The 26,476-nt window shown below is 72.7% G+C and carries 24 protein-coding genes and 1 pseudogene; 14 read left to right on the top strand and 11 right to left on the bottom strand.

Annotated elements, in window-relative coordinates:
* Together ACIWVC_RS08805 and ACIWVC_RS08800 are read right to left on the bottom strand one after the other, a co-directional pair.
* Positions 1 to 505: NADH-quinone oxidoreductase subunit J (locus ACIWVC_RS08805; RefSeq protein ID WP_396446335.1), on the bottom strand; the 505-nt coding region annotated here is incomplete at its 3' end.
* Positions 502 to 1,041: a NuoI/complex I 23 kDa subunit family protein gene (locus tag ACIWVC_RS08800; RefSeq protein WP_396453963.1), complete on the bottom strand. Its 540-nt coding sequence runs from the start codon at positions 1,039 to 1,041 to the stop codon at positions 502 to 504. The genes ACIWVC_RS08805 and ACIWVC_RS08800, both read right to left, overlap by 4 nt.
* Positions 1,042 to 1,152: 111 nt before the next feature.
* Between ACIWVC_RS08800 and ACIWVC_RS08795 the strand changes: the two genes are divergently transcribed.
* Entirely contained in the window at positions 1,153 to 2,031 is an 879-nt protein-coding gene (locus tag ACIWVC_RS08795; RefSeq protein ID WP_396446333.1) for a helix-hairpin-helix domain-containing protein, read from the top strand.
* Between the two features lie 28 nt (positions 2,032 to 2,059).
* Here ACIWVC_RS08795 and ACIWVC_RS08790 read toward each other — a convergent pair whose 3' ends face one another.
* The 4 genes and pseudogenes from ACIWVC_RS08790 to ACIWVC_RS08775 form a co-directional block, all read right to left on the bottom strand.
* Entirely contained in the window at positions 2,060 to 3,013 is a 954-nt protein-coding gene (locus ACIWVC_RS08790) for an NADH-quinone oxidoreductase subunit H (RefSeq protein WP_396446332.1), read from the bottom strand.
* Positions 3,006 to 3,611 carry an NADH-quinone oxidoreductase subunit C gene (locus ACIWVC_RS08785; protein WP_396446331.1) on the bottom strand — a complete coding sequence of 202 codons (606 nt, stop codon included), beginning with the start codon at positions 3,609 to 3,611 and terminating at the stop codon, positions 3,006 to 3,008. Before ACIWVC_RS08785 ends, ACIWVC_RS08790 begins: the two co-directional genes overlap by 8 nt.
* Positions 3,612 to 4,147: 536 nt before the next feature.
* Positions 4,148 to 4,600, bottom strand: a pseudogene (locus ACIWVC_RS08780) (NADH-quinone oxidoreductase subunit B); the annotation flags it as partial.
* Between the two features lie 57 nt (positions 4,601 to 4,657).
* Positions 4,658 to 5,032 (bottom strand): NADH-quinone oxidoreductase subunit A, encoded by a 375-nt coding sequence (locus tag ACIWVC_RS08775; protein WP_396446330.1) that lies wholly within the window; start codon positions 5,030 to 5,032, stop codon positions 4,658 to 4,660.
* Between the two features lie 339 nt (positions 5,033 to 5,371).
* Here ACIWVC_RS08775 and ACIWVC_RS08770 point away from each other — a divergent pair, with 339 nt between their 5' ends.
* From ACIWVC_RS08770 to ACIWVC_RS08750, 5 genes are all read left to right on the top strand, one after another.
* Complete coding sequence (locus ACIWVC_RS08770; RefSeq protein WP_396446329.1) at positions 5,372 to 6,436, top strand: hypothetical protein; 1,065 nt, start codon at positions 5,372 to 5,374, stop codon at positions 6,434 to 6,436.
* Positions 6,437 to 7,026: 590 nt separating this feature from the next.
* Positions 7,027 to 8,310, top strand: a complete 1,284-nt coding sequence (locus ACIWVC_RS08765; protein WP_396446328.1) for a hypothetical protein — start codon at positions 7,027 to 7,029, stop codon at positions 8,308 to 8,310.
* Positions 8,311 to 8,634: 324 nt separating this feature from the next.
* Positions 8,635 to 10,476 (top strand): 2-oxoacid:acceptor oxidoreductase subunit alpha, encoded by a 1,842-nt coding sequence (locus tag ACIWVC_RS08760; protein ID WP_396446327.1) that lies wholly within the window; start codon positions 8,635 to 8,637, stop codon positions 10,474 to 10,476.
* The gene (locus ACIWVC_RS08755) at positions 10,469 to 11,557 is read left to right on the top strand and encodes a 2-oxoacid:ferredoxin oxidoreductase subunit beta (RefSeq protein ID WP_396446326.1); all 1,089 of its coding nucleotides are present in this window, start codon (positions 10,469 to 10,471) and stop codon (positions 11,555 to 11,557) included. The genes ACIWVC_RS08760 and ACIWVC_RS08755 overlap by 8 nt, the downstream gene beginning before the upstream one ends.
* Positions 11,558 to 11,751: 194 nt before the next feature.
* On the top strand, positions 11,752 to 12,954 hold the full coding sequence (locus ACIWVC_RS08750) for a SecDF P1 head subdomain-containing protein (protein ID WP_396453962.1): 1,203 nt from the start codon (positions 11,752 to 11,754) through the stop codon (positions 12,952 to 12,954).
* A 67-nt stretch (positions 12,955 to 13,021) separates the two neighbouring features.
* Here ACIWVC_RS08750 and ACIWVC_RS08745 read toward each other — a convergent pair whose 3' ends face one another.
* On the bottom strand, positions 13,022 to 14,647 hold the full coding sequence (locus ACIWVC_RS08745; protein ID WP_396446324.1) for an MDR family MFS transporter: 1,626 nt from the start codon (positions 14,645 to 14,647) through the stop codon (positions 13,022 to 13,024).
* A 118-nt stretch (positions 14,648 to 14,765) separates the two neighbouring features.
* Here ACIWVC_RS08745 and ACIWVC_RS08740 point away from each other — a divergent pair, with 118 nt between their 5' ends.
* The 3 genes from ACIWVC_RS08740 (at position 14,766) to ACIWVC_RS08730 (ending at position 18,773) form a co-directional block, all read left to right on the top strand.
* Positions 14,766 to 15,422: a TetR/AcrR family transcriptional regulator gene (locus tag ACIWVC_RS08740; RefSeq protein ID WP_396446323.1), complete on the top strand. Its 657-nt coding sequence runs from the start codon at positions 14,766 to 14,768 to the stop codon at positions 15,420 to 15,422.
* 67 nt (positions 15,423 to 15,489) lie between these two features.
* The gene (locus ACIWVC_RS08735) at positions 15,490 to 17,946 is read left to right on the top strand and encodes an alpha/beta fold hydrolase (protein ID WP_396446322.1); all 2,457 of its coding nucleotides are present in this window, start codon (positions 15,490 to 15,492) and stop codon (positions 17,944 to 17,946) included.
* The gene (locus ACIWVC_RS08730; RefSeq protein WP_396446321.1) at positions 17,943 to 18,773 is read left to right on the top strand and encodes an ABC transporter permease; all 831 of its coding nucleotides are present in this window, start codon (positions 17,943 to 17,945) and stop codon (positions 18,771 to 18,773) included. Before ACIWVC_RS08735 ends, ACIWVC_RS08730 begins: the two co-directional genes overlap by 4 nt.
* A 260-nt stretch (positions 18,774 to 19,033) precedes the next feature.
* Here the strand turns inward: ACIWVC_RS08730 and ACIWVC_RS08725 are convergent, their stop codons facing one another.
* From ACIWVC_RS08725 to msrA, 4 genes are all read right to left on the bottom strand, one after another.
* On the bottom strand, positions 19,034 to 19,414 hold the full coding sequence (locus ACIWVC_RS08725; protein WP_396446320.1) for a thioesterase family protein: 381 nt from the start codon (positions 19,412 to 19,414) through the stop codon (positions 19,034 to 19,036).
* A 161-nt stretch (positions 19,415 to 19,575) separates the two neighbouring features.
* Entirely contained in the window at positions 19,576 to 19,761 is a 186-nt protein-coding gene (locus ACIWVC_RS08720; RefSeq protein ID WP_396446319.1) for a helix-turn-helix domain-containing protein, read from the bottom strand.
* The gene (locus ACIWVC_RS08715) at positions 19,734 to 20,030 is read right to left on the bottom strand and encodes a flavoprotein (protein WP_396446317.1); all 297 of its coding nucleotides are present in this window, start codon (positions 20,028 to 20,030) and stop codon (positions 19,734 to 19,736) included. Before ACIWVC_RS08715 ends, ACIWVC_RS08720 begins: the two co-directional genes overlap by 28 nt.
* Positions 20,027 to 20,677: a peptide-methionine (S)-S-oxide reductase MsrA gene (msrA, locus tag ACIWVC_RS08710; protein WP_396446316.1), complete on the bottom strand. Its 651-nt coding sequence runs from the start codon at positions 20,675 to 20,677 to the stop codon at positions 20,027 to 20,029. Before msrA ends, ACIWVC_RS08715 begins: the two co-directional genes overlap by 4 nt.
* A gap of 73 nt (positions 20,678 to 20,750) precedes the next feature.
* On the opposite strand from msrA, the gene rarD reads away from it, so the two are divergent.
* The 5 genes from rarD (at position 20,751) to ACIWVC_RS08685 (ending at position 26,354) form a co-directional block, all read left to right on the top strand.
* Positions 20,751 to 21,644, top strand: coding sequence for an EamA family transporter RarD (gene rarD, locus ACIWVC_RS08705; protein WP_396446315.1), 894 nt, complete (start codon positions 20,751 to 20,753; stop codon positions 21,642 to 21,644).
* Between the two features lie 63 nt (positions 21,645 to 21,707).
* On the top strand, positions 21,708 to 22,037 hold the full coding sequence (locus ACIWVC_RS08700; RefSeq protein ID WP_396446314.1) for a hypothetical protein: 330 nt from the start codon (positions 21,708 to 21,710) through the stop codon (positions 22,035 to 22,037).
* 323 nt (positions 22,038 to 22,360) lie between these two features.
* Positions 22,361 to 23,728 carry a cytochrome P450 gene (locus ACIWVC_RS08695; protein WP_396446313.1) on the top strand — a complete coding sequence of 456 codons (1,368 nt, stop codon included), beginning with the start codon at positions 22,361 to 22,363 and terminating at the stop codon, positions 23,726 to 23,728.
* A complete protein-coding gene (locus tag ACIWVC_RS08690; protein ID WP_396446312.1) occupies positions 23,725 to 24,663 on the top strand; it encodes a terpene synthase family protein in 939 nt (312 codons plus the stop codon). Before ACIWVC_RS08695 ends, ACIWVC_RS08690 begins: the two co-directional genes overlap by 4 nt.
* The gene (locus ACIWVC_RS08685) at positions 24,660 to 26,354 is read left to right on the top strand and encodes a prenyltransferase/squalene oxidase repeat-containing protein (RefSeq protein WP_396446311.1); all 1,695 of its coding nucleotides are present in this window, start codon (positions 24,660 to 24,662) and stop codon (positions 26,352 to 26,354) included. The genes ACIWVC_RS08690 and ACIWVC_RS08685 overlap by 4 nt, the downstream gene beginning before the upstream one ends.
* The last annotated feature ends 122 nt before the right edge of the window (positions 26,355 to 26,476 follow it).

Below are 26,476 nucleotides of genomic sequence, written 5' to 3'. Positions count from 1 at the left end.
CGCCCGGCCCGATGTCGGAGCGCGACAGGACGATGGCGCCGACCAGCGAGGCCAGCAGCAGCACCGACAGCACCTCGAACGGGAGCACCCACGTCCGGAACACGGCGGCGCCCAGCTCCTCCGCCGACCCGCCGCCCGCCCGCAGCGGCATCCGCTCGTCCCGGAACCCCATGACCATCACGGTGACCAGGACGGCGGCGGTGGCCGCGGAGACGGCCAGCGCCGCCCACCGGTTGCCGGAGTCGAGGTCGGCGGACTCGCCGATCGGCGCCCGGGTCAGCATGATCCCGAACAGCAGCAGCACGATGACCGCGCCGACGTAGATCAGGACCTGCACCCAGGCGACGAACTCCGCGGTCAGCACCAGGTAGCCGCCCGCGAGCGCCCCGAACGACACCACCAGCCACAGCGCCGCGTGGACGAGCCGCCGCGTCGTCACCACCAGGACCGCCGACCCGACCGCGGCCACGCCGAGCAGCGTGAACACGATCTCCTGGCCGCTCATCCGGGCGTCCCCGGGGACCGGCGCGCGGCCCGCGCCGCCGCCTTCTCCGCCGCGGCGATCTCCTTCGGCGGCTCGGCGCCGGGGTCGTGGGCCTGCGGCGGCGGGACGGTCCACATCCACTCGCGCAGCCGCTCCTTCTCGTGCGTCAGCTCCGCGATGTCGTACTCGGCGTACTCGAACTCCGGCGACCAGAACAGCGCGTCGAACGGGCACACCTCGATGCAGATCCCGCAGTACATGCACAGCGCGAAGTCGATCGCGAACCGGTCGAGGACGTTGCGGGTGCGGGGGCGCCCGCCGCCCTCCGCCGGGAGGGTCTCCTTGTGGGAGTCGATGTAGATGCACCAGTCGGGGCATTCGCGGGCGCACAACATGCAGACGGTGCAGTTCTCCTCGAACAGGGCGATGACGCCCCTGCTGCGCGGTGGCAGATCGGGCTTCACTTCGGGGTACTGACGCGTTATGGACCGCCGCGTCATCGTCCGCAACGTGACCGCCAGCCCCTTGGCCAGCCCGCCTCCTGGTAGCCGTCCCACGCGCCCCATGATTGCGCACGTTGCGCCCCGGGGGAACGCGATGGGCCCGGCATTCGTCCTACCAGGAGTAGGCCGTGTGGTATGTGGCGCGCTTACGGGCAGGGAGGGCATGTGAGTCATCACGCAGAGCGCCCGCACGAGCCCGAGCCGGGCCGCCCGCCGCACCCCTCCCCGGGCCACGCCCAGCCGGGCCGCATATCGCCCGGCCACCTGCCGCCGGGCCGCCCGCAACCCGGCCGCACGCAGCCGGGCCGGCACTCGGCGCCGCGCCCGTACGGGACGGCCGGATGGCGCCCGCCCTACCTTCCGGGGCCGCCCGTCCCGCCGCCTCCGGTGCCGCCGCCCGCGCCGATGCCGGCCGCGGACGCCACCAGCGGCGTCCTGTGGGCCTTCGTGCCGTTCATCACACTCGGCTACGGCACGCCGTTCTCGTTCCTCTACGCGGCGATCAAGCGCGGATCGTGGGGCCTCGGCGCCACCGCCGCGGGATACGGCGCCGCGACGGCCGCCGTCGTGGCGCTGATGCAGTCCGGCAACCCGGTCCTCACCGTGCTCGGGATGTTCGCGGGGACGATGCTGTGGCTCGCCGGCACCGGGCACGCGTTCGCCGTCCGGACGACCGTCTTCCCCCGCGAGACCCCCCGCAACCGGCAGAACGAGCGCGCCGTCGAGTACGCCAAGTACCGGCGGACGCTGCGCGAGCAGGCCCGCGCGCTCGCCGCCGAGGACCCGGCGCTCGCCCGCGAGCTGCGGATCGGGCGGCCCGACGCGCCCCGCACCTACGACGACGGCGGCCTGGTGGACGTCAACCACGCGCCGCGCGAGATCATCGAGGCGCTGCCCGGCATGACGCCGGAGATGGCCGACCGCGTCCTGCGGCGCCGCGCGGAGACGGGCGGGTTCGTGTCCGCCGAGGAGATGGCCGTGGACGCCGACATCCCGCCCGACGTCCTCCCGCTGATGGCCGACTTCACCATCTTCCTGAAGTGACACGGGCTTCCTGAGACGCCGCGGGCGCTCAGAGCGCGACCCTGACGACGCCCGTCAGCGCGAGCTGGGCGAGCGACAGCGGGACGAGCCACGCCCAGGCGAGCTTCTGCAGCTGGTCCTCGCGCATGCGCGGGTAGCTGACCCGCAGCCAGATCACGCAGAACGCCAGCACGCCGATCTTGATGAGCGTCCACAGCCAGCCCAGCTCGGTGTTCAGGAACGGGCCCTTCCAGCCGCCGAGGAACAGCACGGTCGTGAGCGCGCACAGCACCACGATCCCGGCGTACTCGGCGAGCAGGAACAGCGCGAACCGCAGCCCGCCGTACTCGGTGTACGGGCCGAAGATGATCTCGGAGTCGGCGACCGGCATGTCGAACGGCGGCCGGCGCAGCTCGGCGAGGCCCGCGACGAAGAACACCACTCCGCCGACCGCCTGCCAGGGCAGCCACCACCAGCGCCACTCCTCCACGACGCCCTGCAGGGACAGCGTCCCCGCCGCCATCGCCACCGACGACGCCGCGAACACCATCGGCAGCTCGTAGGACATCAGCTGCGCCGCGACCCGCATCCCGCCGAGCAGCGAGTACTTGTTCGCCGACGCCCAGCCCGCCATGATCGCGCCGATCACGCCGACGCCCATGACGGCGAGCGCGAAGAACACGCCGGGCCCGAGGTCGAGCGCGACCTGCCCGCCCGGCCCGACCGGGACCACCAGCAGGACCAGCAGGTACGGGACGAGCGCCACGCCCGGCGCGAGCTTGAACACCCACCGGTCGGCGTCGCGCGGGACCACGTCCTCCTTCTGCGCGAACTTCACCCCGTCGGCGACGAGCTGCGCCCAGCCGTGGAACCCGCCCGCGTACATGGGGCCGAGGCGGCCCTGCATGTGCGCCATCACCTTGTGCTCGGCCTGCCCCACCAGCAGCGGCAGCAGCGCGAACGCCGCCGCGACGAGGGCCAGCTTGACCGCGACCTCAAGCATCGGGCGCCCGCCCTTCCGGGGCGCCGGGGGGCCGGCGGCGCTCCGCCGCGGCGGCCCACGGCCCCTCCTCCGGGACGCCCGGCGGGCGGACGCGGCGGCGGCTCGGGGCGCCGTGGCCCGATTCGCCCGGTTCCTTGGCGCCCGGCCACGGTTTGGCGACGCGGGCGGCGAGCACGAAGTCCTTGCGCAGCGGATGGCCCTCGAATCCGTCCGGCAGGAGCAGCGGGACGAGGTTCGGATGGCCCTCGAACAGGATCCCGAACATCTCCGACGTCTCGCGCTCGTGCCACGCCGCGCCCCGGTAGACGCCCGTGGCCGTCGCCAGCACCGGGGCCCGCTTCGGGACGCGCGTGCGGACCAGCAGGTGGTGGCGGCGCTCCAGCGAGTACACGTGGACGACGACGGCGAACCCGTCCTCCAGCTCGTCCACGCCGGTCAGCCAGTCGAAGAAGCCGCAGGCCAGGTCGTCGCGCGCGAAGGTGAGCGCCTCCACCCAGCGGTCGGGCGGGACGCCGACGGCGAGGCCGCCGAACGTCTCCTCGGTGGTGACCTCGTCGCCGAACCGGCCCGTCCAGGCGTCCGCCAGCTCGGCGCTCACCGGTCGCGCCCGATCCGGTCGTCGTGGTCGTCGGGGTCGTGGTGGCCGTGGTCGTGATTTCCGGAGTCGTGGTCGTCGGAGTCGTGCTCGTCGTCCTCGTCGTCGTCGACCAGCCCGGGGATGATCGACGGATCGTGCTCGACGTGCCGGACGGGCCGCGTCGCCGTCCGGTCCTCCACGGCCGGGACCGGGCGCGTGGCCTCCTCGTCCCCGGCCGCGGGAACGGGACGGGTCTCCTCGGCGTCCGGCACCGCCTGGACGGGGCGCGTCTCGTCGTCGGGCCGGACGGGCGCGGGTTCCGGCTCGGCGGATCCGGCGGGGGCGTCGCCGAGGTGCCGGACGGGCTTCGTCTCGTCGTCGGCGCCCGCGCCCTCCCGGCGGGCCTCCTCGCCCATGACGTCCCAGTGCTCGAACGTCTCGTCCTCGTCCGGCGGGGGCGGGGGCGGCTGGAGCGGGCGGCGCAGCACCGTCGCCGACAGCGGGCGCGGCGCGGGCGGCGGGCTGAGCGCGTCGCCGCCGTCGTAGCGGTCGCCGAGCGACTCGGCGGCGATCTTCTCCTGCAGGTGGACGATGCCGTGCAGCAGCGCCTCGGGACGGGGCGGGCAGCCGGGCACGTACACGTCCACCGGGATGATCTGGTCGACGCCCTTGGTGACGCAGTAGGAGTCCCAGTAGGGCCCGCCGCAGTTGGAGCAGGCGCCGAACGAGATGACGTACTTCGGCTCGGGCATCTGCTCGTAGAGGCGCCGCACGGCGGGCGCCATCTTGTCGCTGACGGTGCCGGACACGACCATCAGGTCCGCCTGCCGGGGGCCGGGCGCGAACGGGATGACGCCGAGCCGGATGAAGTCGTGCCGGCTCATCGACGTCGCGATGAACTCGATGGCGCAGCAGGCCAGGCCGAAGTTGAAGACCCACAGCGAGTAGCGGCGGCCCCAGTTGAGCACGAACTTGATCGGCTTGGGCGCGAGCCGCGACAGCGGTCCCACGCTCGGCGGCGGTAGATCGATGGTGCCCACAGCGCCATTGTTACAGCGGCGGGCGGCTCACACCCAGGAGAGGACGCCCTTCTTCCCCGCGTACGCGAGCCCGGTCGCGAGGAACGCGAGGAACACGAACATCTCCACGAGCGTCGTGAGCCCGTAGCCCGGCGCGGAGAAGATCGTCGCCCAGGGGAACAGGAACACCGCGTCCACGGCGAACACGACGTACAGGTAGGCGAAGACGTAATAGCGCACGTAGGAGTGGGCCCAGCCTTCGCCGACCGGGTCGACGCCGCATTCGTACGTGGTCAGTTTCTCTGCCGTGGGACGATCCGGACGCAGCATCCGGTTGGCGGCGAGCGCTCCGGCGACGATCCCCGCGCCCACGAGGAGCAGCACGACCACAACGACATACGTGTCGAAATAGTTATGCACCATGTCCTCCTCGCGTGCGTCTGATCCAGTATCCCCGGCCGCGGAGTCAGGGGAGTGTGACCTTGTACCTCCACCCCGGAGGATCACAATGTCATGGTTTTACTGCACACTAGGTTTTCATTGGGTCAAGTTGACCTGGAAGGACGTGACCGGATGAGCAACCCCCCGCCTCCCCCGGGCTGGGAATCCCCGGGCGGCGCCTCCTGGCCGCCTCCGCCGCCGCCAGCGGGGCCGGGCGGCCCCGGTCCGAGCGGACCTGGAGGCACCGGACCCGGCCCCGGCGGCCCGGGAACCCCACCGCCCTTCTTCCCCCCGCCCCCCGGCGCCCCGATGGGGCCGCCCATGCCGCCGCCGAGGCGCGGCGGAGGCGGCGGCCTCATCATCGGGCTGATCGGCGGCGGCCTCGTCTTCCTCATCATCATCGCGGTCGTCGTGTACGCGGTGACCGTGAGCGGCGGCAAGTCCCCCGAGGAGAAGCTGACCGCCGCCGCGTCGAACATGGACACGGCTCGCGCCGTGGAGCTGAAGGGCACCTTCGGCGGCGCGCAGACGCTGCGCGGCGAGTTGAACGTCACCAAGGGCGGCCGCGCGATGGGGCCCGTCACCTGGGGCGGCGACAACGTCACCGTCCTCGCGGCGGACGGCAAGCTGTTCGTGAAGGCCGACAAGTCGTACTGGGAGAAGGAGATCAGTATCGACGACCCGTACTACCTCAAGTCGGGTGAGCAGTGGGGCCGGCTGGACGACGACGAGCTGAACCTCGACTTCAAGACGCAGCTGTCGCCCTCCGCGCTGGCGTCCAAGATCCGCTCGGCCCGGACGTTGCGGGTCAAGCCGGCCGAGACCACGTGGCAGGGCAAGAAGGCCCTCAAGTTCAGCACCTTCTCCTCCACGATCTACATCACCGACGAGGACGACGCGAAGCTGCTGCGCTACGAGGCGACCACGCCGCGCGTCGCGCTGGACGTCACCCCGAAGGACTCCGGTGACGCCTCGACCCTCATCTCGGACATGCGCAAGAGCATGGGCGAGCTGACCGACTCCTTCAACAGCTCCGCCCGGCCCTCGGTCGACGAGTGGAAGAAGGGCGGCTGCAACAGCGACTCCGGCTGCACCGTCCAGGCGAAGATCCGCCCGCCGTTCGGCGTGGAGAAGCCCGTCACGATCGAGGTGCGATACCGGCTCACCGCCGGCACGCTGACCGGTCGCGACCTGGGCAACTGCACGACCAAGGTCACGATCCGGACCTCCGCCTCGGAGTGGGCGAGCTGCCGGGTCAGCACCAGCGCCTGGCGCAGCTGGGCCAAGTCCACCGGCGGCACGTTCTACAAGCACGCCCAGTACAAGGTGATCGGCGCCACGTCCGCCGAGGTCCAGGCCCTGCAGAACGGCCTGGACAGCGAATGACGCGCAGGTGAGGCGCCCGGCGCGCGGTCCCGCGCGCCGGCCCTCGGCCGCCCGGGTGCCCGGTGGCGCTCCTCCCCGTCCGGGGAAAGTGCCGCCGGGCACCCTTATGCTCTGTGGAGACGCCCTCCAGGGCCCCGGCGGCCGCCCCTCACCTCCCGGACCGGTCCCGAGCCTCGCCGGCACCCTCTGGGGACGCCTCCCGAACCCTTGCTTTGTGTCTGACGGTCGGGCCGAGACAGGGCCCCGGAAGTGAGCAGAGTGAGCCCCCAGTGAGCGCTGAACAGGACGATCCGTCACCGGCGTCCTCCACCCCGCACGGCACCCCGGCAGACCCGGGAGCGTTCCCACCCGGGCCGGGCGCCGCCCAGCCGCGGCCCGGCCCGCACACCGGAGACGTCGAGGTCGCCTCGGGCCCGCCACGCCAGGCGACCGGCGGAACACCCCCCGCCCCGCAGAACGGTCCCGCCCGGCAGAACGGTCCCGCCCGGCAGAACGGTCCCGCCCAGCCGGGCGGCCCCAGCTCGGCGAACGGCGGCGCCCCGCCGCATGGCTCCACTCCACCGGGCGGCACCGTCTCGCCAGGTGCCGCCATGCCGCCGGGTGCCGCGATGCCGCCGGGTATGCCGCCGGGTGGGCCGGTCGCGCCGGGGAAGGGCGGGCGGCAGCGGAAGGGCCGCAAGGCCCGGGCCGTGGCCGTCGCCGGGGCGGCGGCCGTCGCCGTGGTCGCCGCCGGGGCGGTGGCCGCGGTCGCGCTCGGCGGGGAGGGCGAGCCGGCGAAGAAGAAGCCCACGCCCACCGTGTCGGCGCCGCCGCCCGCGTGGACGGTCGCGCTCGGGCGCCGGCTCAAGTCCGGGACCGGCCTGCGCTACGACGGCGCGATGACGCTGAAGGGGCGGCCCGTCCAGGCGCACATCCGGGTGACGCCGGCGGGGGCGGCGAGCGGGCGGATCGTCGCGGGCGCCCTCGCCGCGGACGTCGTCGCGATCGACGGCACCACCTACCTCAAGGCGGGCCTCGCGTTCTGGCGCGACTTCGCCGGGGAGATCGCGCACCCCGAGTACTACGCGGACCGCTGGTCGAAGGCGCCCGCGTCGGTGCCGGGCTTCGACGTGCCGGACGTCCTCGGGCCCGACGCCATCGCCGCGGCGCTCCGCAAGACGTCCGGGGAGCCGCCGACCGAGAACGTGAACGGCATCCGCGCCTACCGGGTCAGGACGTCCGCCGCCGACTACCTGGTCGCGGCGGCCGCGCCGTACCGGCTGCTGGCGGTGCGGGTCGCCGGGCAGAACGCGCCGCGCCTCACCGCCGCGCCCGTCGCCGCGCCCGCGACGCTGTTCACCGAGCTGCGGCCGAGGGTGGCCGCGCTGGGCGGCGCGCCCGACCCCAACCTGGCCTTCCGGCCGGGGACGCTGACGTTCAGGAACTGCGACCAGAACACCAACGGCTGCACCGTGAGCCTGCCCGCCACGCTGACCGCGCCGCAGGGCTCGGTGCCGGACGGCGCGCGGGCGGCGCTGCGGGCGTCCATCTCGTCCCGCGGCGAGCCGCTCGGCTCGTGCAGGGCGTCGGCGCCGGTGCAGGCCGACCGGTCGGTGGTGCTGCGCTGCACCGTCACCAGCAGGCTCTGGCGCGACTGGATGCAGAAGGCGCTCGACCACCCCGGCTCCTACCCGTACGAGGCGGCGGCCCGCGTCAACGGCGAGGCGCTCGACCCGGCGGACGTCCCGGAGCTGCTCGCGCGGCTCGACCGGGAGCGCAAGGCGGTGCTCAAGCCGGATCCGGCGACGTCCGCGCCGTCCGGCACGCAGGGGCCTTCGGCGGAGCGGACGGACGGCCCCGAGGTCGCCGCGTCCCGGTCACCTGGGAGATCGTGACGGGCGCGTTCCAGGGGCGGTGCCAGCGGCGGAAACCTACGCTGTCTACACTTCGGGTCGTGAACTCCACGCCCCTGGGGAGCCGCGGCTCGTCGACGAGCGCCGCGCGGCTGGTCCGGCGCCTGCACGTCGACCTGTGCCGGCAGCGCAGCAGCCTGTGTTCCGGGATGAACTAGGGCACCGCCCCAGGTCGTACCTTCCGGTGAGCGGTCGTCCCGATAACACCACCCGATCCCGGACATACCATGAAGGCAAGCCTAAGTAGCATCACGATCCCGGGTGCCTCCCCCGGGACGGTGCTGCCCGTCGAGGAGGTCTTCCTCTGTGACCAAACAGGTCCAGCGACTCGACCGCGTCATCATCCGCTTCGCCGGCGACTCCGGCGACGGCATGCAGCTGACCGGTGACCGCTTCACCCAGGAGACCGCGGCGTTCGGCAACGACTTGTCGACGCTGCCGAACTTCCCTGCCGAGATCCGCGCCCCCGCCGGGACGCTGCCCGGCGTGTCCAGCTTCCAGCTGCACTTCGCCGACCACGACATCCTGACCCCCGGGGACGCGCCCAACGTGCTGGTCGCGATGAACCCGGCCGCACTCAAGGCGAACCTCGCGGACCTGCCGCGCGGCGCCGACGTCATCGTCAACACCGACGAGTTCACCAAGCGCAACCTCGCCAAGGTCGGCTACGACGCCAACCCGGTCGAGGACGACTCGCTCGCCGAGTACCGCGTGCACGCGCTGCCGCTGACCTCGATGACGGTGAAGGCCCTCGAGGACTTCGACATCTCCAAGAAGGACGCCGAGCGCGCGAAGAACATGTTCGCGCTCGGGCTGCTGTCCTGGCTGTATCACCGTCCCACCGAGGGGACGCTCGGCTTCCTGGAGAAGAAGTTCGCCAGCAAGCCCGAGATCATGAAGGCGAACATCGCCGCCTTCCAGGCGGGCTGGTCCTACGGCGAGACCACCGAGGCGTTCTCGGTGCAGTACGAGGTCAAGCCGGCCGACCACGAGCCCGGCCTGTACCGCAACATCACCGGGAACCTCGCGCTCGCCTACGGGCTGGTCGCCGCGGGTGTGCAGAGCGGGCTGCCGATCTTCCTCGGCTCCTACCCGATCACCCCGGCGTCCGACATCCTGCACGAGATGTCCAAGCACAAGCGGTTCGGCGTGCGGACGTTCCAGGCCGAGGACGAGATCGCCGCGGTCGGCGCGGCGCTCGGCGCCTCGTTCGGCGGGTCCCTCGGCGTCACCACGACGTCCGGCCCGGGGATCGCGCTGAAGAGCGAGACGATCGGCCTCGGCGTCGCGACGGAGCTTCCGCTGCTGGTCATCGACGTGCAGCGGGCCGGCCCGTCCACCGGCATGCCGACCAAGACCGAGCAGGCCGACCTGCTGCAGGTCATGTACGGCCGCAACGGCGAGGCGCCCGTCCCGGTGATCGCGCCGCAGTCCCCGTCGGACTGCTTCTACGCGGCGATCGAGGCGGCCCGCATCGCGGTCAAATACCGCACGCCGGTCATCCTGCTGTCGGACGGCTACCTCGCGAACGGCTCCGAGCCGTGGAAGCTGCCGGACGTGGCGAAGCTGCCGACGATCGAGCCGAACTTCGCGGAAGCGCAGCAGGACGGGTTCCAGCCGTTCAAGCGCGACCCGGAGACCCTCGCCCGCCCCTGGGCGATCCCGGGCACGGCGGGGCTGGAGCACCGGATCGGCGGGCTGGAGAAGGCCGACGGGTCCGGCAACATCTCCTACGACCCGGCCAACCACGACACCATGACCCGGCTGCGCCAGGCCAAGGTGGACGGCATCGCGAACGACATCGAGCCGCTCGCGGTGGACGACCCGTCCGGCGCGGCCCGCGTCCTCGTGCTCGGCTGGGGCGGCACGTACGGCGCGATCTCCGCGGCGGCCCGGCTGGTCCGCTCGACCGGCCGGAACGTCGCGCAGGCGCACCTGCGCCACCTCAACCCGTTCCCCGCGAACCTGCCCGAGGTGCTGCGCTCCTACGACAAGGTCATCGTCCCTGAGATCAACCTCGGGCAGCTCGCCCTGCTGCTGCGCGGCCGGCTCCTCATCGACGTGATCGGCTACAACCAGGTCCGCGGCCTGCCCTTCAAGGCGGACGAGCTGCAGGGCGTCATCCAGGATGTGATCGACAGTGAGTGAGAACGGCTCCTCCAACGGGAACGGCGCCGTCAACGGGAACGGGAAGTCGCTGCTGTCCCTCGTCCCGAAGACCGACCAGAGGCAGACGCTGAAGGACTTCAAGACCGACCAGGAGGTGCGCTGGTGCCCCGGGTGCGGTGACTACGCGATCCTCGCGGCCGTCCAGTCCTTCCTGCCGGAGCTCGGGCTGCGCCGGGAGAACATCACGTTCATCTCCGGCATCGGCTGCTCGTCGCGGTTCCCGTACTACATGAACACCTACGGGTTCCACTCGATCCACGGCCGCGCGCCCGCGATCGCGACGGGCCTCGCCACGTCCCGCCCGGACCTGTCGGTGTGGGTGGTGACCGGCGACGGCGACTCGCTGTCGATCGGCGGCAACCACCTGATCCACGCGCTGCGCCGCAACGTCAACCTGAAGATCCTGCTGTTCAACAACCGGATCTACGGGCTGACGAAGGGGCAGTACTCGCCGACGTCCGAGCTCGGCAAGATCACCAAGTCGACGCCTATGGGGTCGCTGGACGCGCCGTTCAACCCGCTGTCGCTCGCGATCGGCGCGGAGGGCACGTTCGTCGCCCGCACGATCGACTCCGACCGCAAGCACCTGCAGTCGGTGCTGCGGGCGGCGGCGCACCACCGCGGCACCGCGCTCGTGGAGATCTACCAGAACTGCAACATCTTCAACGACGGCGCGTTCGAGCCGCTGAAGGACGCGTCCGTGCGCGACGACGTCACCATCCGGCTGGAGCACGGTGAGCCGATCGTCTTCGGGGCGGACCGTGACAAGGCGCTGCGCCGCACCCCGACGGGCGCGTTCGAGGTGGTCGGCGTCGCGGACGTCGACCCGTCCGAGATCGCCGTGCACGACGCCCACAACCCGGACCCGTCGCAGGCGTTCGCGCTGTCGCGGCTGGACCAGCCGGCGTTCGAGCACACCCCGATCGGCATCTTCCGGGACGTGGACCGCCCGTCCTACGACGAGCTGATGCGGGCCCAGCTCGACGAGGCCGTCGAGAAGCAGGGCGAGGGCGACCTCGCCGCGCTGCTCGCCTCCGGAGACACCTGGCGAATCGATTAATCGCCTTCGCGCAGGCCCGGCCCCGGTCCGCCCGGGGCCGGGCCTTTTCGCGCGTATTGAACGCCCGCGAACGGGGCACGGTTGGACATGATGACCAAGGGGCCGGATTCGCGGCGGTCTTCGGACGAGACGCCATGCGGGGCGGCGTCTCATCCTGAAAGACTGACGGTGATCACGAAGCCGGGGAGGTGACGATGCGGGTCATTCCGCGCCGCAGCAAGGATCGTCCGCGCGACGAGGCACCCGCGCCCACCCCCTCCCCCGCAGACCCCGGCGCCCCGGCCGAGCCCGGCGCCGCCGAGCCCGGCGCGCCCGCCGAGCCCGGGGCCGCCGCACAGCCCGGTGCCCGCACTGAGGGCGGCGCGGGCACCCGGCCCGCCGGCGCCACCGAGCCCGGCACCCCCGCTCAGCCCGGCACCCCCGCTGAACCCGGCGCCACCACTGAACCCGGCGCCGCCGCAGACCCAGGCACCCCCGCCGAGCCCGGCGCCGCCGCTCAGCCCGGCGGCCCCACTGAACCCGGCGCCACCGGCCAGCCCGGCGCCACCGCTGGGCTCGGCGCCCCGGCCGGTGCGGGCGGTGGCAGGACGCCGCCGGCGGTGCCCGGCGGAGCGGGCCGGCCGGGCGGGGACGTCCCCGCGGAGGGCGATACCCGGCCCATGCCGGCGGGGCGGGACCCGGCGGAGGCGCTCGGGCAGGAGAGCTTCCGCGGCGGGGCGAGGCCCGAGGCGACCACGGCCGTGCTGCCGGTCGCGGGCGGCGAGGCCGCGCGGCGGCGGGCGCGGGCGGCGGAGCGGCACCGGCGGGCCCAGGAGGTCAAGCGGAGCCGGGCGGGGCGGCGCAGGCCGCGGGTGCAGCGGGCGCCGGCGCCGGCCAGGGCCGCCGACCAGCACCGGTCCGCGCTGCTGGTCATGGTGCTCACGCTGGGGCTGCTGATCGCGGCCGTCGCGGTGACCGGCGGGCTGATCGCGTCCTCGATGCGGACGCGGCCGGTGACGCTGGCCGCGCCGCTGCACATCTACCCCGTCGCGCAGGCGACGCCGGGGCCGTGCCCGACCGGGACGAAGGGGATCACCGGGCAGGCCGCGACCGGCCCGACGTGCTACCACCTCACCCAGGGCATCGCCATCCACAAGGTCGCCGACCTGCGGGTGCAGAAGTCGCGGGTGAAGCCAGGCGGGTACGACGTGGCGGTGACGCTGCGGCCGGTGGACCGGCAGGCGTTCGCCGACCTGACCCGCGCGACGGTCGGCCGCGACCTCGCGTTCGTCGTCCGCGACAAGCTCGTCACCCTGCCCCGCGTCGACATGGCGATCACGGACGGGAAGGTCGTGGTGACGGGGTCGCCGACCAAGGCGGCGGCGAACCAGCTCGTGCGCGACCTCAAGGGCCGGTAGGGCTCACCCCGGGGCGGCGTCTCCGCGTCCCGCGCGTGCGCCGCCCGGTCGGGCGCGGCGACGGCGGTCAGCCCGGCGTCGGGGACGTGGCCGTCGCCGCGCGCGTGCCGTCCGGCGGCTGCGCGGCGGGCTTGCCGCGGCCCGCCGACCCGCGCAGCGGCAGCTCCTTCAGCGCGAGGACCGCGATGAAGCCGATCACCGCGACCGGGACGCCGACCAGGAACACGGCCTCCATCGCGTTGGTGAACGCGTCCTGGACGATCCCGTGCACCGGCTCGGGCAGCTTCTGGATCTCCTCCGGCGACCCGAGGCCGCCGGACTTGCCGGACGGCAGCGGGATGCCGGCCGCGCGGAAGCCCGCCGTGATCTCGTGCGCCACCCGGTTGGTGAGGATCGCGCCGAACGCGGCGACGCCCATCGCGCCGCCGAGGTTGCGGAAGAACGAGACACCGGACGTCGTCGAGGCCAGGTCGGCGGGCGCGGCGGCGTTCTGCGCGGCGAGGATCAGGATCTGCAGCGTCAGGCCCATCCCGATGCCGAGGAGCGCGAGGTCGGCGCCGACGATCAGGTCCGAGGAGTCGGTGTGCAGCCGCGACAGCAGGTACATCGCGACCGCGACGCACAGCATGCCGATCACGGGGAAGAGCTTGTAGCGGCCCGTCCGCGTCACGACCTGCCCGGAGCCGGTCGAGGTGACCAGCATGCCGAGGACGAGCGGCAGCGTCATCAGGCCGGATGCGGTGGGGCTCATCCCCTTCGCGATCTGCAGGTACTGCGGCATGTAGATCATCGCGCCGAACATCGCCATGCCGACGCAGATGGAGATGAACGACGTCAGCAGGAACATCCGGTTCCGGAACAGCCGGGGCGGCAGGATCGGGTCGTGCGCGGCGCGCTCGGCGACGACCGCGAGGACGAGCAGGACGGCCGCGCCGCCGAGCAGGAGGTAGGTCCACCGGGAGCTCCACGCGAACTCCGTCCCGCCCATGGACAGCACGAGCATCAGCAGCGCGGCGCTGCCGGTGATGGTGAACGCGCCGAACACGTCCACGCGGGTGTCGCGGCGCACCTTCGGGAGCTTCAGCACCCGCTGGATGACGAGGAACGCGACCACGGCGAGCGGGACGCACACGTAGAAGCACCAGCGCCAGCCGAGGCCGTCGGCGTCCACGATGAACCCGCCGAGCAGCGGCCCGGCGACCGTCGAGACGCCGAACACCGCGCCCATGAAGCCGGCGTAGCGGCCGCGCTGGCGGGGTTCGACGACGTCCCCGAGGATGACCTGGGCGAGCGCGGACAGGCCGCCGACGCCGAGGCCCTGGAACGCGCGGGCCGCGATGAGCTGGCCGATGTTCTGCGACAGCCCGGCGCCCACCGAGGCGAGCACGAAGATCAGCAGGGCGGTCTGGAACATCAGCTTGCGCCCGGCGATGTCCGACAGCTTCCCCCACAGCGGGGTGGACGCGGTCATCGTGAGCAGCGACGCGCTCGCGACCCAGGCGAGCTGGTCCTGGCCGCCGAGGTCGCCGACGATCGTCGGCAGCGCGGTGGCGACGACCGACGTCGAGATCATCGACGTCAGCATCGCCATCATCAGGCCGGCGAGGATCTCCAGGATCTGACGGTGCGTGTACTGCGGCCTCGCCGGCCCGGACGCCGCCGGGTCGTGCGACGTCACGCTGGTCTGTGCCACCCTGCCCCCATACGTACGGGTATTACCTGTGCCGTGCACGTATCGTAGGTAGACGCTTGTTTACTTGCAACTCGTTGGATACTGGACACTGACCGTTACCGACAGGCCGGGGATGGGAATGCGGGTCGAGGACGAGCGCGCGGGGCCCGCCGGCGCGGGCGCGGACCGCCGGCCCAAACGGGACCGCGAGGCGACCGAGCGCCGCATCCTGGAGGCCGCCCGCGACCTGTTCGGCGAGCACGGCTACGACGGCGTCACCGTCCGCATGATCGCGGCGCGGGCGGAGGCGAACGTCGCCCTGGTCAACCGGTACTTCGGGTCGAAGGCGGCGCTGTTCGGCGAGGTCCTGGCCGGGGAGTCGGTGATCCGCGGCGTCATCGCGGGCGACCCGGAGGGGCTGCCGCGGCGGCTCGCCGAGCACTTCGTCCGGCAGATCGACCAGCGCCCCGTCACCGCCATGTCCCGCATGCTGGACCGGTCGGCGGGCCACCCCGAGGTCAAGGAGATCCTGCTCCGGTACCTGGAGGAAGTGATCGTCCAGCCGATGATCGCGCAGCTGGAGGGGCCGGACGCCCGCGCCCGCGCGCTGCTCGCGTCCACGATCATCATGGGCGGCGGCCCGGTCCGGCGGCTGTTCGGCCTGGAGGACCTGCGCGCCGCCGACCCGGCCGAGGTCACCGACCGGCTCACCGCCATGTTCACCGCCGCGCTCGCCCCGCCCGTCCGCCGGGAGGCGCCCGTCCACCGGGAGGCGCCCGTACGCCGGGAGGCGTAGCGGGCGCGGCCGGGATCGTCTTCCGGTCGGAGCGATGCGCCGCGCGCCGCGCATAGGGTTGCTGACCATGAGGCTGGGGGGCGCCGTCCGGGCGCGCTGGGGCAGGACGGGGCGGACGGCCCGCTGGACGGCGGCGGGCGCGGCGCTCGTGCTGGCGGGCGGCGGCGCGGCCTGGGGCGCCGGGGCCGGCGACGCGCCCGGCGTCCGGACGTCCGAGCAGCGCATCGCGGTGGTGGACGGCCCGAAGGACGACCGGCACGTCACGCTCGACACGACGTTCTACCGGCCCGTCGGGCGCTCCAAGGGCCCGGCGGTCCTGCTGGGGCACGGCTTCGGCGGCTCCAAGCGGGACGTCGCGGGCGAGGCGCGCGACCTGGCCCGCGCCGGGTACGCGGTGCTGGCGTGGTCGGCGCGCGGGTTCGGGCGGTCGACCGGGGAGATCGCGCTCAACTCCCCCGACTACGAGGTCAAGGACGTCCGGCAGCTCATCGACTGGCTCGCGAAGCGCCCCGAGGTCGTCCTCGACGGGCCGGGCGACCCGCGCGTCGGCATGGCGGGCGAGTCGTACGGCGGCGCGATCGCGCTGATGACCGCCGCGTACGACCGGCGGGTGGACGCCATCGCGCCGCGGATCACGTGGAACAGCCTCGCGGACGCGCTGTTCCCGACCGCCGCCGCGGGCGCCGGGCCGGCGGAGGGCGTGTTCAAGAAGCTGTGGGCGGGGCTGTTCTTCACGAGCGGCGCCGGGCGGACGGCGTGCGGGCGCTTCCTGCCGTCGCTGTGCGAGATGTACCAGGAGGTGGCGGAGAAGGGCCGCCCGACCGACGCGGCGATCGAGACGCTGCGGCGGTCGAGCCCGGCCTCGGTCGCCGACCGGATCACGGTGCCGACGCTGCTCGTCCAAGGGCAGGCCGACTCGCTGTTCCCGCTGGACCAGGCGGACGCCAACGCGCGCGCCATCGCCCGGAACGGCGCGCCGGTGTCGGTGGTGTGGTTCCAGGGCGGGCACGACGGCGGCGACCAGGAGACGGAGCGAGTCGAGGGGCTGGTGCGCGACTTCTTCGACGCGCGGCTCCGCGGATCCGGCCCCGCCCTGGACGGGTTCACGGTGACGCGGGCGGGCGGGCTCGACTCGTCCACGCAGGAGGTCGTCGTAGAGGAGGCGACCACGTCCCGGTATCCGGGGCTCTCCGCTGACCCGGCGGCGATGCGGCTCACCGGCGGCGAGCAGACGATCTTCAACCCGGCGGGCGGGTCGCCGGCCTCGGTCTCGGCGATGCCGGGGCTGGGCGCGCTGGGGTCCCTCGGCGCGCTCGGCGGGTCGGCGCCGTCCGACATGCCGGGGCAGGCCGCCGCATTCGACACGGCTCCGCTGGAGCATCCGGTGCGGCTCACCGGTGCGGCGACGGTCCGGTTGAAGGTGCGGGGGGACGGCCCGCTGTTCGCGAAGCTCTACGACGTCGCGCCCGGCGGACGCGCCGCTCCGGCGCGGCGGCTCGCGGCGCCGTTCCGGGTGTCGGACGGCGAGGTCACGGTGACGCTCCCGGCGATGGACTACCGCTTCGACCGCGGCCATCGCCTGCGCCTCGTCATCGCGACGACCGACATGGGGTTCGCGACGCCGGCTTCGCCCTCGTCCTACAAGGTGCAGGTGGTCTCGCCGCTGAGCGTGCCCACGGTGCCCTCACTGGCCACCGCCTCCGCCCCGCTGCCCGCCTGGGTGTGGGCTCTGCCTCCGGCGGCGTCGGTCGTCGCCGTCGGCATCCTCATCTCTGGACGCCGTAGGCGCGGGGCGTCCACGGAGAGCGACGTCCCCCTGGAGATAACGGGACTGACGAAGGCTTACAAGAACGGCCATCTGGCCGTGGCCGACCTGTCGTTCCGTGTCGAGAAGGGGCAGGTGCTGGGGCTGCTGGGGCCAAACGGCGCAGGCAAGACGACGACCCTGCGCATGCTCATGGGCCTGATCCACCCCGACTCGGGCGAGATCCGCATCTTCGGGCAGCGCGTCACTCCCGGAGCACCCGTCCTCTCCCGCCTGGGGTCCTTCGTGGAGGGGCCCGGGTTCCTGCCTCATCTGTCCGGGCGCGACAATCTGGACCTGTACTGGCGCGCCACCGGGCGCCCCTTGGACGAAGCCCACTTGGACGAGGCGCTGCAGATAGCCGCCCTGGGCCCCGCTCTGGACAGACCTGTGCGCACCTACTCGCAGGGGATGAGGCAGCGGCTCGCCATAGCGCAGGCCATGCTCGGGCTGCCGGACCTCCTCGTCCTGGACGAGCCGACCAACGGCCTCGACCCGCCGCAGATCCGCGAGATGCGGGAGGTGCTCGTCCGGTACGCCGCGGCCGGGCGGACGGTGATCGTGTCCAGCCACCTGCTGGCGGAGGTCGAGCAGACCTGCACGCACGCGGTCGTCATGGCGGGCGGGCGCCGCGTCGCCGCCGGGCCGGTCAGCGAGATCACCGGCTCCGGCCGCCGCCTGGAGGACGCGTTCCTGGAGATCATCGGGGAGGGGTCATGACGACCTACCGCGTCCGGCGGACGCTGCCGCTGCGCGTCGAGGCCGTCCGCCAGTTCCGGCGCCGCCGGACGCTCATCGCGTTCGGGATCCTGCTCGTCCTCCCGTGGGTGCTGGTGCTCGCGTTCAAGCTGGGCGGCGACCCCGGCCCGGACGGCGTCCCCAGCCTGGTCGACGTCGCCACGTCGTCCGCGCTCAACTTCGCCCTCTTCGCCCTGTTCGTCTCGACGGGCTTCCTGCTGGTGGTCGCGGTGGCCCTGTTCTGCGGCGACACGGTCGCGAGCGAGGCGGGCTGGTCGTCGCTGCGGTACCTGCTGGCCGCGCCGGTGCCGCGCGCCCGCCTGCTCCGCCAGAAACTGATCGTCGCGCTCTCCTACGCGGTGGTGGCCGTCGTCGGCCTGCCGCTGATGTCGCTGGCGGCCGGGGCGGTGGGCTTCGGCTGGGGCGACGTGGAACTCCCCACCGGCGGCACCGTCCCGGTGGGCACCGCGCTCGGCCGGATGGCGATCATCATCGGCTACTCGCTGATCGCCCAGCTCGTCGTCGCCGCCCTGGCGTTCCTGCTCTCCGTCACCACCGACTCGCCCCTCGGCGCGGTCGGCGGCGCGGTCGGCCTCGTCATCGTCAGCAACATCCTGGACGCGGTCACCGCCCTCGGCTCCTGGCGCGACTTCCTCCCGACGCACTGGATGTACTCCTGGATGGACGCCCTGCAGCCCCAGATCCAATGGACGGGCATGGCGAAGGGCGCCGCGATATCCGTTTCCTACGCGCTGATTCTGTTCGCCGCGGCGTTCCGCCGCTTCCGAACCCGCGACATTGTCTCCTGAAATTCGACGACATTCTGCAATCGTAAAGTAACTCTCCGCTGATGTACCGTTCCTAAAAATCGGTCGAAACGGCGGTGTTCGTCGCATAAGCTCAGCGAACCTCGGACGCGTCCGCCACGTCGTACGGGGTGACGACGATTAAGCCCGCCCCGTTGGGGGGAGATGATCACCATGGCACGGCAGCAGCTCATCAAACGCCCCAAGCCCCCGCGTCCCCCGAGCCAACCCGACCTGAGGACCCCCTCGGGCCGCCTGCTCCCCTACTGAAGCCGCGCCAGGAACCGCTCCCGCTCGACGACGACCCGCTCGACGCGTCCGGCCCCCACCACGGAACCGCGCTCGTCGACCGCCCTGAACCCGAACACCAGCCGCTTCCCGTCGACCTCGCCGAGCTCGGCCTCCACGGTCACCCGCGCGCCGACCGGGCTCGCGGCGCGGTGCTCCACCTCCGCCCGCGTCCCCACGGACGTCCTGCCGCCCGGGAGACGCCCCGAGAGCGCCTCAAGCGTCGCCGCCTCCGCGAGCGCCAGCAGCCGGGGAGTCCCCAGAACGGGCACGTCGCCGCTTCCCATGGCGATCGCCGTGTCGTCGTCCCCGACGACGATGGACACCTGGCCGCGCAGCCCCGCCTTGAGTTCCATGCGTCCATGAGTACACGCCCGAGGTCACACCTGCCGCTCAAGCCGCGAGTCGCATGAAACTCTGCGCCGGCCGGTCAAGAGGCATCCTGGCCCTCCTTGAACCGCCCTCCATGGGCAACGTAGATCGCCCCCGCGCCGCCGCCTTACCGTCCTCCTGCACGTCACCGACTCAACCCCCGCCGATCCCGTCGTAGGCGGCCATCACGACCTACGATCACCTCGGCCAGGCGGAGGAGAACCGAGTGGCTGTCGATCGAGCGCCGCCCGCGTTCGACCCGACTGAGCCGGCTCTCCGAGCGTCCGACCAGACCGGCCACCACTACTTGGGAGAGAGGCCCGCCGCCCACTTGTTGATCGTGTTGAACGTCGCCGGAGCGACCACCACGGCGTCGGCGGTCGGCAACTCGTCCGGCTCGTCGGGCATGCGGAACTCGCTCCGCACCCGTGTGCCCGTCAATTCGGCGAGGCGGGGGGCGTCGATGAAGCGCAGGCCCATGGGGGTGGCGATCACGTAGACACGCCACCCCGCAGCCTGGGCCAAGTCGACGAAGGTCTCGGCGTCGGACGCCGCTGGAGCGGCGCAGACGACGTGATAGAGGACGCCGCGCGAGGTCACTCAGCGGAGGCTACGCCTACGGGGCAGGTGAGGCCGGTGCCGCCTAGGCCGCAGTAGCCGTCGGGGTTCTTGGCCAGGTACTGCTGGTGGTAGTCCTCGGCGTAGTAGAAGTCGGCGGCCCTTGTCATCTCGGTCGTGATGGGGCCGTAGCCGGCGTTCGTGAGGACCTTCTGGTAGGCGTCGCGGGAGGCTTCGGCGGCCTTCTGCTGGACGTCGGAGCGGGCGAAGATCACCGAGCGGTACTGGGTGCCCACGTCGTTGCCCTGGCGCATGCCCTGGGTCGGGTCGTGGGACTCCCAGAAGACGCGGAGCAGGTCGTCGTAGGCGACCTTGGCGGGGTCGTAGACGACGCGGACGGTCTCGGCGTGGCCGGTCAGGCCGCTGCAGACCTCTTCGTAGGTGGGGTTGGGGGTGTAGCCGCCCTCGTAGCCGGACGCCGTGGAGATGACGCCCGGGGTCTGCCAGAACTTGCGTTCGGCGCCCCAGAAGCAGCCGAGGGCGAACTCCGCGATCTCGGCGCCGTCCGGGTAGGGCGGGGCCAGCGGGGCGTCGAGGACCTCGTGGCGCGGCGGCACCGGGATGGGCTCGTCCCTGCCGGGGAGTGCCTTCTCCGGAGAGACCATCTGGGTCTTCGCAAAGCCGAACATGGCTTTAGGTTAACTCGATGGCGTCATGAGCGTGCTTGTGGATGGCTGATTACGGGCTGGTAGGTTGCTCGTCGTGGCGAAGCGGGGGATGGCGTACGGGGTCGCGGCCTATGCGATCTGGGGGCTGTTCCCGCTGTACTGGCCGCTGCTGAAGCCGGCGGGGGCCGGCGAGATCCTCGCGCACCGGATCATGTGGTCGCTGGTCGCCGTCGCGGCGGTGCTCGCGGCGAGGCGGAGCCGGGGGTGGATCCGGCGGCTGGGGGCGCGGCAGGCGCTGCTGCTGGCCCTGGCCGCGATCGTCATCAGCGTCAACTGGGGGACGTACATCTACGCCGTCAACACGGGGCGGACGATCGAGTGCGCGCTCGGCTACTTCATCAACCCGCTGATCAGCGTGGTGCTCGGCGTCGCCGTCTTCCGGGAGCGGTTGCGGCCGTGGCAGTGGGGCGCGGTCGGGATGGGGGCCGCGGCGGTGGCGGTGCTCACGGTCGACTACGGGCGGCCTCCCTGGATCGCGCTCGTGCTGGCCCTGGCGTTCGGCACGTACGGGCTGCTCAAGAAGTTCGCCGGCATGCCGTCCGCGGAGAGCCTGGCGGTCGAGACGGCGGTGCTGTTCGTGCCCGCCCTGGCGTTCGTGCTGGTGCTGGACGGGAGGGGCGAGGCTGCGTTCGGGCACCACGGGATGGGCCACGCGGCCCTGCTGGTCGGGGCGGGGGTCGTGACCGCGGTGCCGCTGATGCTGTTCAACGCCGCGGCCATCCGGCTGCCGCTGAGCGTCATCGGGATGCTGCAGTACCTGACGCCCGTGCTGCAGTTCCTCATCGGGTACTTCGTGCAGCACGAGGAGATGCCGCCGAGCCGCTGGGCCGGGTTCCTGCTGGTGTGGCTGGCGTTGATGATGCTGACGCGGGAGGGGCTGCGCCCGGGACGGCGGGAAGCGGTGTCCGGAGCCGCGCTGAAGGGCTAAAGTGCCGGGACGTCAAATGCCGGATTCGGAGGAGTCCTGTTGCGTCTGGTCACCGTCAGTGTGTTGGGAACGGCACTGGTCGTGGCGGGGATGCTCGCGCCCGCGCCGGGTGAGGCGACCGGGCACGGGGACGTCGTGGTGGAGCCGGGCGTGGCGCGGCCGGGCGAGCAGGTCCGGGTCTCGATGCCGGGGTGCCGGGGCAGGGCGCGCGTGACGTCCGAGGTGTTGGACGGGCGGCCCGCGGGCGGGACCGCGACCGTGAAGGCGGACGCCGCGCCGAGCACCTACTCGGTCGTGGCGCGCTGCGGGGCGAGGAAGGCGACCGGCGAGGTGCGGGTGGCGGGTCGGCTGGCATGGCCGGACATTCTGCCCACCGATCACCACGCTCGGTGATCGTCACCATACGTATTGAGGTCCTGACATAACGGACTTTTACCCCTGCCACCTGCGCGGACACTGTCAGAACGTCTCAACAAATGAGACAACGCGTCCAGCAAGTGATAGACGTCACTCGAAACAGGCTGACATTTCTTACGCCGGCCCCCTTGATCGCGTTAATTGATCATGTGATAATTCCCCCAAATTAACCAAATCGCCCAAGTTTCGCAGACGTCTACAGAGAACTCGTATCGCCCTCTGCTCCCCTGCCGCACACCCGGTGCGGCGGTCACGGTGGAGGGTCGATTTGCTTTCACCCACATGGGGGGCAGTCGGAAGTGTCCGTCGACGTTGGTGCCGCCGTTCCCGTCAAGAGAGCCAAGAACTTCCCGCTCTACCGCACGGTCTCCAGGCTCGTGCGAGACCCGCTGCGGGAGATCCTCCGTATCAGCACCGCCGCCGGAGGCGAGATCGCGCGGCTGGACCTCGGTGCGTCCCATCCCTACCTGGTGACCCACCCGGACCACGTCCAGCAGGTGCTCCGGAAGCAGTCGCAGAACTTCGTCCGGGACGGGACGTTCTGGCGCCCCCTGCACGGCCTCTTCGGCGACAGCATCATGTCCGAGTACGACGAGTGGGAGCTGAGCAAGCGCATCCTGCAGCCCGCGTTCTCGACCCGCACCATCAGGTCCCTCAGCGACCACATGGCGCAGGCGATCAACGAGGCCGTCCGGCAGCTGGACGAGCCGGCCCGCGCGGACCGGCCCATCGAGGTGCTGCCGGAGATGGGGCGCATCGTCCACGACACCGTGATCAAGGTGCTGTTCGGCAACAAGATCCGGCAGGCGGAGGCCGACCGGATGATCCCGGCGATGGAGCGGCTGGCCACCTCGATCGCGTTCCGCTTCCTGCTGCCGTTCGTCCCGAAGTCGATCCCGCTGCCCGGGGACCGCGCGTTCGCCGAGGGGCTCCGCGTCATGGACGAGACCCTCTACGAGCTCGTCGAGCGGTTCCGCTACGACGCCGGCGAGGGCTACGACATCTTCACCGTGCTGTGCCAGGCCCGGATGACCGAGGGCAGCGGCCTCGGCGACGAGTGGGTCCGCGACAACCTGCTCGCCATGTGGGCCACCAGCACCGAGACGACGACCGTGGCGCTGACCTGGCTGTGGCCGATGCTCGCCCAGCACCCCGACGTGATCGACCGGCTCCGTGCGGAGGTCACCGAGGTCGTGGGGGACGAGGAGGTCCGGCCCGACCATCTGCACCGGCTGCCCTACGTGAAGCAGGTCATCCAGGAGCTGTTGCGGCTGTACCCGGTCGGCTGGATCTTCCCGCGGATCGCGCTCGCCGACACCGACATCGAAGGCGTTCCCATCAAGGCCGGGCAGACGGTGCTGACCAGCCCGTTCCTCACGCACCGCCTCGAATCGGTCTGGGACCGGCCGCTCGAGTTCGACCCCGGGCGGTTCACCCCCGAGGCGAACCGCACCCGGCACCGCTACGCCTACTACCCCTTCGGCGGCGGCCCGCACCAGTGCATCGGGCGGCACGTGTTCCACATGGAGGCCGAGCTGATCCTCACCGCCATCCTGAGCCGGTACCGCCCGTCGCTGCTGCCGACGGACGGCCCCGTGGAGGCGCGGATCGGCGCGACCCTCCGGCCCGACCAGCCGCTCTACCTGAAGCTGGAGCCGGCGCGATGACGGAGGCCGTTCCCGGCGAAGTGACCGAGCCTCCGCATCCGGGCCACCGGACGGCGGAGGCGCCCCTGACGGCTCTCCAGGCCGGGACGGTCTGCGCCGTCGCGGGCCAGGCGCAGCGGCAGATGCGCGCCTGGGCCGCCGAGCACCCCGCGCTGTACGACGCGAAGGCGTTCGATCCGGCGCTGTTCAGCACGCTCGCGCTCGCGGCGGCGTTCAGCGGCCCCGGGCTCACCGCCGACCGGCTGCGCATGGCCAACCGCGTCTGCCTGTGGTGCTTCGGCCTCGACTGGCTGATCGACTACGCCGCGTCGTCCCGCGCCGAGGTCGCGGGCCTGGTGCGCCGGTGCGCGGCCGTCGCCGACGGCGCCCCTCCCGGAGACGGGACCACCGCGGAGGACGAGCTGGCGCGGTTCCTCGCCGACGTCCGCGACGAGCTGGCGGCCGAGCCCGCCTACCCGGAGCTGCGCGACGTGTGGCGCGACGAGCTGCAGCGCGTGCTCGAGGCGATGGCCCTCGAATGGGACTGGAAGAGCGCGCGGGAGAAGGGCGAGCCCGGCCCGTCGTTCGACGGCTACCTCGCGAACGCCGACAACCTGGGCTTCTCCTTCGTGTTCGCCTCGCACTGGATCGCGTCGGGCGGCGGTGGGAACGTTCCGCTGGTGCGCGAGGCGAGCCGGGCCGTCCAGCGGGTCATCCGGCTGCTGAACGACCTCGGCACGTACGAGCGGGACGTCCAGTGGGGCGACCTGAACGGCCTGCTGCTCGACAAGACGCGCGCAGAGGTCGAGGAACGCATCGGGGAGTTGACCACCGAGGCCCGGACGCTGCTCAAGGACGCCGCCGAAGGCGTCCCGGAGCTGGCGCGCTACATGGAGCGGCAGATGGACTTCTGCGCGGGCTTCTACGGAGTGACCGACTTCTGGGGCACGTTGTGAGCGTCGACGACCGTCCTGTTCCGCGAACCGTCCCGTCCCCCCGGTCCCCGTCCACCGGCGGCGTCGACGTGGCCGGCGCCGCGCGCGAGCTGATCGGCGGGCTCGTCGCGCACCCGTGGGGGCAGGTCTCCCCGTCGGTGTACGAGACCGGCAGGATCGTCACGCTGGCCCCCTGGCTGCGCGACCACGACCGGCGCCTCGCCTACCTCGTGGAGTCGCAGCGGCCGGACGGCGCCTGGGGGGCGCCGGTCGACGGGTACGCGCTCGTCCCGACCCTGAGCGCGGTCGAGGCCCTCCTCGCCGAGCTGACCGGCGAGCGGCGCGCGGCGAGCGACGGCGGGGCGGTGCACACCGGCCTGCTGGTGCGGTCGGCGGCCGCCGGGCTGCGCGCGATCGCCGCCCGGATGTGCGGCCCGTCCGCCGCGGACATGGAGCTGCCCGACCTGCCCGCGATCGAGCTGATCGCGCCGGCCCTGACCGAGCGGATCAACGCCTCGCTGGCGCGGCTGCGCGAGCGCCCCGTCCCCGGGCTGGCCGAGTGGGCGGGACGCGAGCTCGGCCCGCCGGCGGGGCTGGACGGGGCGAAGCTGGCGCTCGTCCGGGGGCTGCTCGCCTCCGGCGCGGACGTGCCGCAGAAGCTGCTGCACGCCCTGGAGGTCGGCGACGGGACGGCCGGGCCGCCGCGGCTGCGCCCCGAGCCGACCGGCACGATCGGCGCGTCGCCCGCGGCGACCGCCGTGTGGCTGGGCGCGCGGGCGGCCGGCGACCCGAGCAGCCCCGCCCGCTGGTATCTGGAGACCGTGGTGGCGCAGCACGGCGGGCCCGTGCCGTGCGGCTTCCCGCTGACGGTGTTCGAGCGCGGCTGGGTGCTGGCGTGGCTGGTCCGCGCGGGCATCCCGGTCGCCGTCCCGCCGGAGCTGGTCCTCAGCCTGACCGCGCCGCTCGGCCCGGCGGGCACCCCGGCGGCGGAGGGCCTGCCGGCGGACGCCGACACCACCGCCGGCGCCCTGTACGCGCTGGCGCTGCTCGGCGCGCAGCACCGCCCGGACCCCCTCTACGCCTACGAGACCGACACCCATTTCTGCACGTGGCGCGGCGAGGAGGGCGCGTCGGTCACGACGAACGCGCACGTGCTGGAGGCGATCGGCCAGTACATCGCCGCCCGCGGCCGCACCGCCGCCGAGCCCGGCGCGGACATCGCCCGGCACGCCGCGGCCGTCGCGAAGGTCGCGGGCTGGCTCCGCGGGCAGCAGCGGCCGGACGGCAGCTGGGACGACCGCTGGCACGCCTCCCCCTTCTACGCGACGGCGTGCGCCGCGATCGCGCTGGCGGGCTTCGGCGGGACGGGCTCGGCCGCCGCGGTCGGCGCGGCGCGCGCGTGGGTCCTCGGCTCGCAGCGCGAAGACGGCTCCTGGGGCCGCTGGGGCGGGACGCCCGAGGAGACCTCGTACGCGGTCCAACTCCTGCTGTTGACGGACCCGTCGCCCGGCGCGGACGTGCGGGACGCCGTCGCGCGCGCCGTCCCGCACCTGCTCCGCTCGCTGAACAGGGCGGACGGCGGCGACGCGGACGAGCCCGCGCTGTGGCATGACAAGGACCTCTACAGGCCCGCGGCGATCGTCCGGGCCGGGGTGCTGGCGGCGCTGCACCTCGCGCGCACGGTTTCCGCCTCGGACGCAATGTTTCGGTGAAGTGAAATCGGCCACACCCGCGCAACCCGACACGTCCGTCAAATACGACAAAGTGTTCGGCGTTGACGATTCACCTTGAGGCGTTATGGTCATGTTGCTAGTCTTCTAGGCCGTATGGAACG

Origin of the sequence: Actinomadura sp. (assembly GCF_044508335.1) — a bacterium.
GTDB lineage: Bacteria > Actinomycetota > Actinomycetes > Streptosporangiales > Streptosporangiaceae > Spirillospora.
Note: the sequence above shows the minus strand (reverse complement) of the source record. Positions and strands in the feature narration are given on the sequence as shown.

Coding starts and splice junctions, on each gene's coding strand:
- ACIWVC_RS08735 (WP_396446322.1), top strand. CDS start 15,490: ATGAGGCTGGGGGGCGCCGTCCGGGCGCGCTGGGGCAGGACGGGGCGG.
- msrA (WP_396446316.1), bottom strand. CDS start 20,677: ATGTTCGGCTTTGCGAAGACCCAGATGGTCTCTCCGGAGAAGGCACTC.
- ACIWVC_RS08765 (WP_396446328.1), top strand. CDS start 7,027: ATGCCGCCGGGTGCCGCGATGCCGCCGGGTATGCCGCCGGGTGGGCCG.
- ACIWVC_RS08790 (WP_396446332.1), bottom strand. CDS start 3,013: ATGCTTGAGGTCGCGGTCAAGCTGGCCCTCGTCGCGGCGGCGTTCGCG.
- ACIWVC_RS08690 (WP_396446312.1), top strand. CDS start 23,725: ATGACGGAGGCCGTTCCCGGCGAAGTGACCGAGCCTCCGCATCCGGGC.
- ACIWVC_RS08730 (WP_396446321.1), top strand. CDS start 17,943: ATGACGACCTACCGCGTCCGGCGGACGCTGCCGCTGCGCGTCGAGGCC.
- ACIWVC_RS08770 (WP_396446329.1), top strand. CDS start 5,372: ATGCCGCCGCCGAGGCGCGGCGGAGGCGGCGGCCTCATCATCGGGCTG.
- ACIWVC_RS08725 (WP_396446320.1), bottom strand. CDS start 19,414: ATGGAACTCAAGGCGGGGCTGCGCGGCCAGGTGTCCATCGTCGTCGGG.
- ACIWVC_RS08750 (WP_396453962.1), top strand. CDS start 11,752: ATGCGGGTCATTCCGCGCCGCAGCAAGGATCGTCCGCGCGACGAGGCA.
- ACIWVC_RS08740 (WP_396446323.1), top strand. CDS start 14,766: ATGCGGGTCGAGGACGAGCGCGCGGGGCCCGCCGGCGCGGGCGCGGAC.
- ACIWVC_RS08775 (WP_396446330.1), bottom strand. CDS start 5,032: ATGGTGCATAACTATTTCGACACGTATGTCGTTGTGGTCGTGCTGCTC.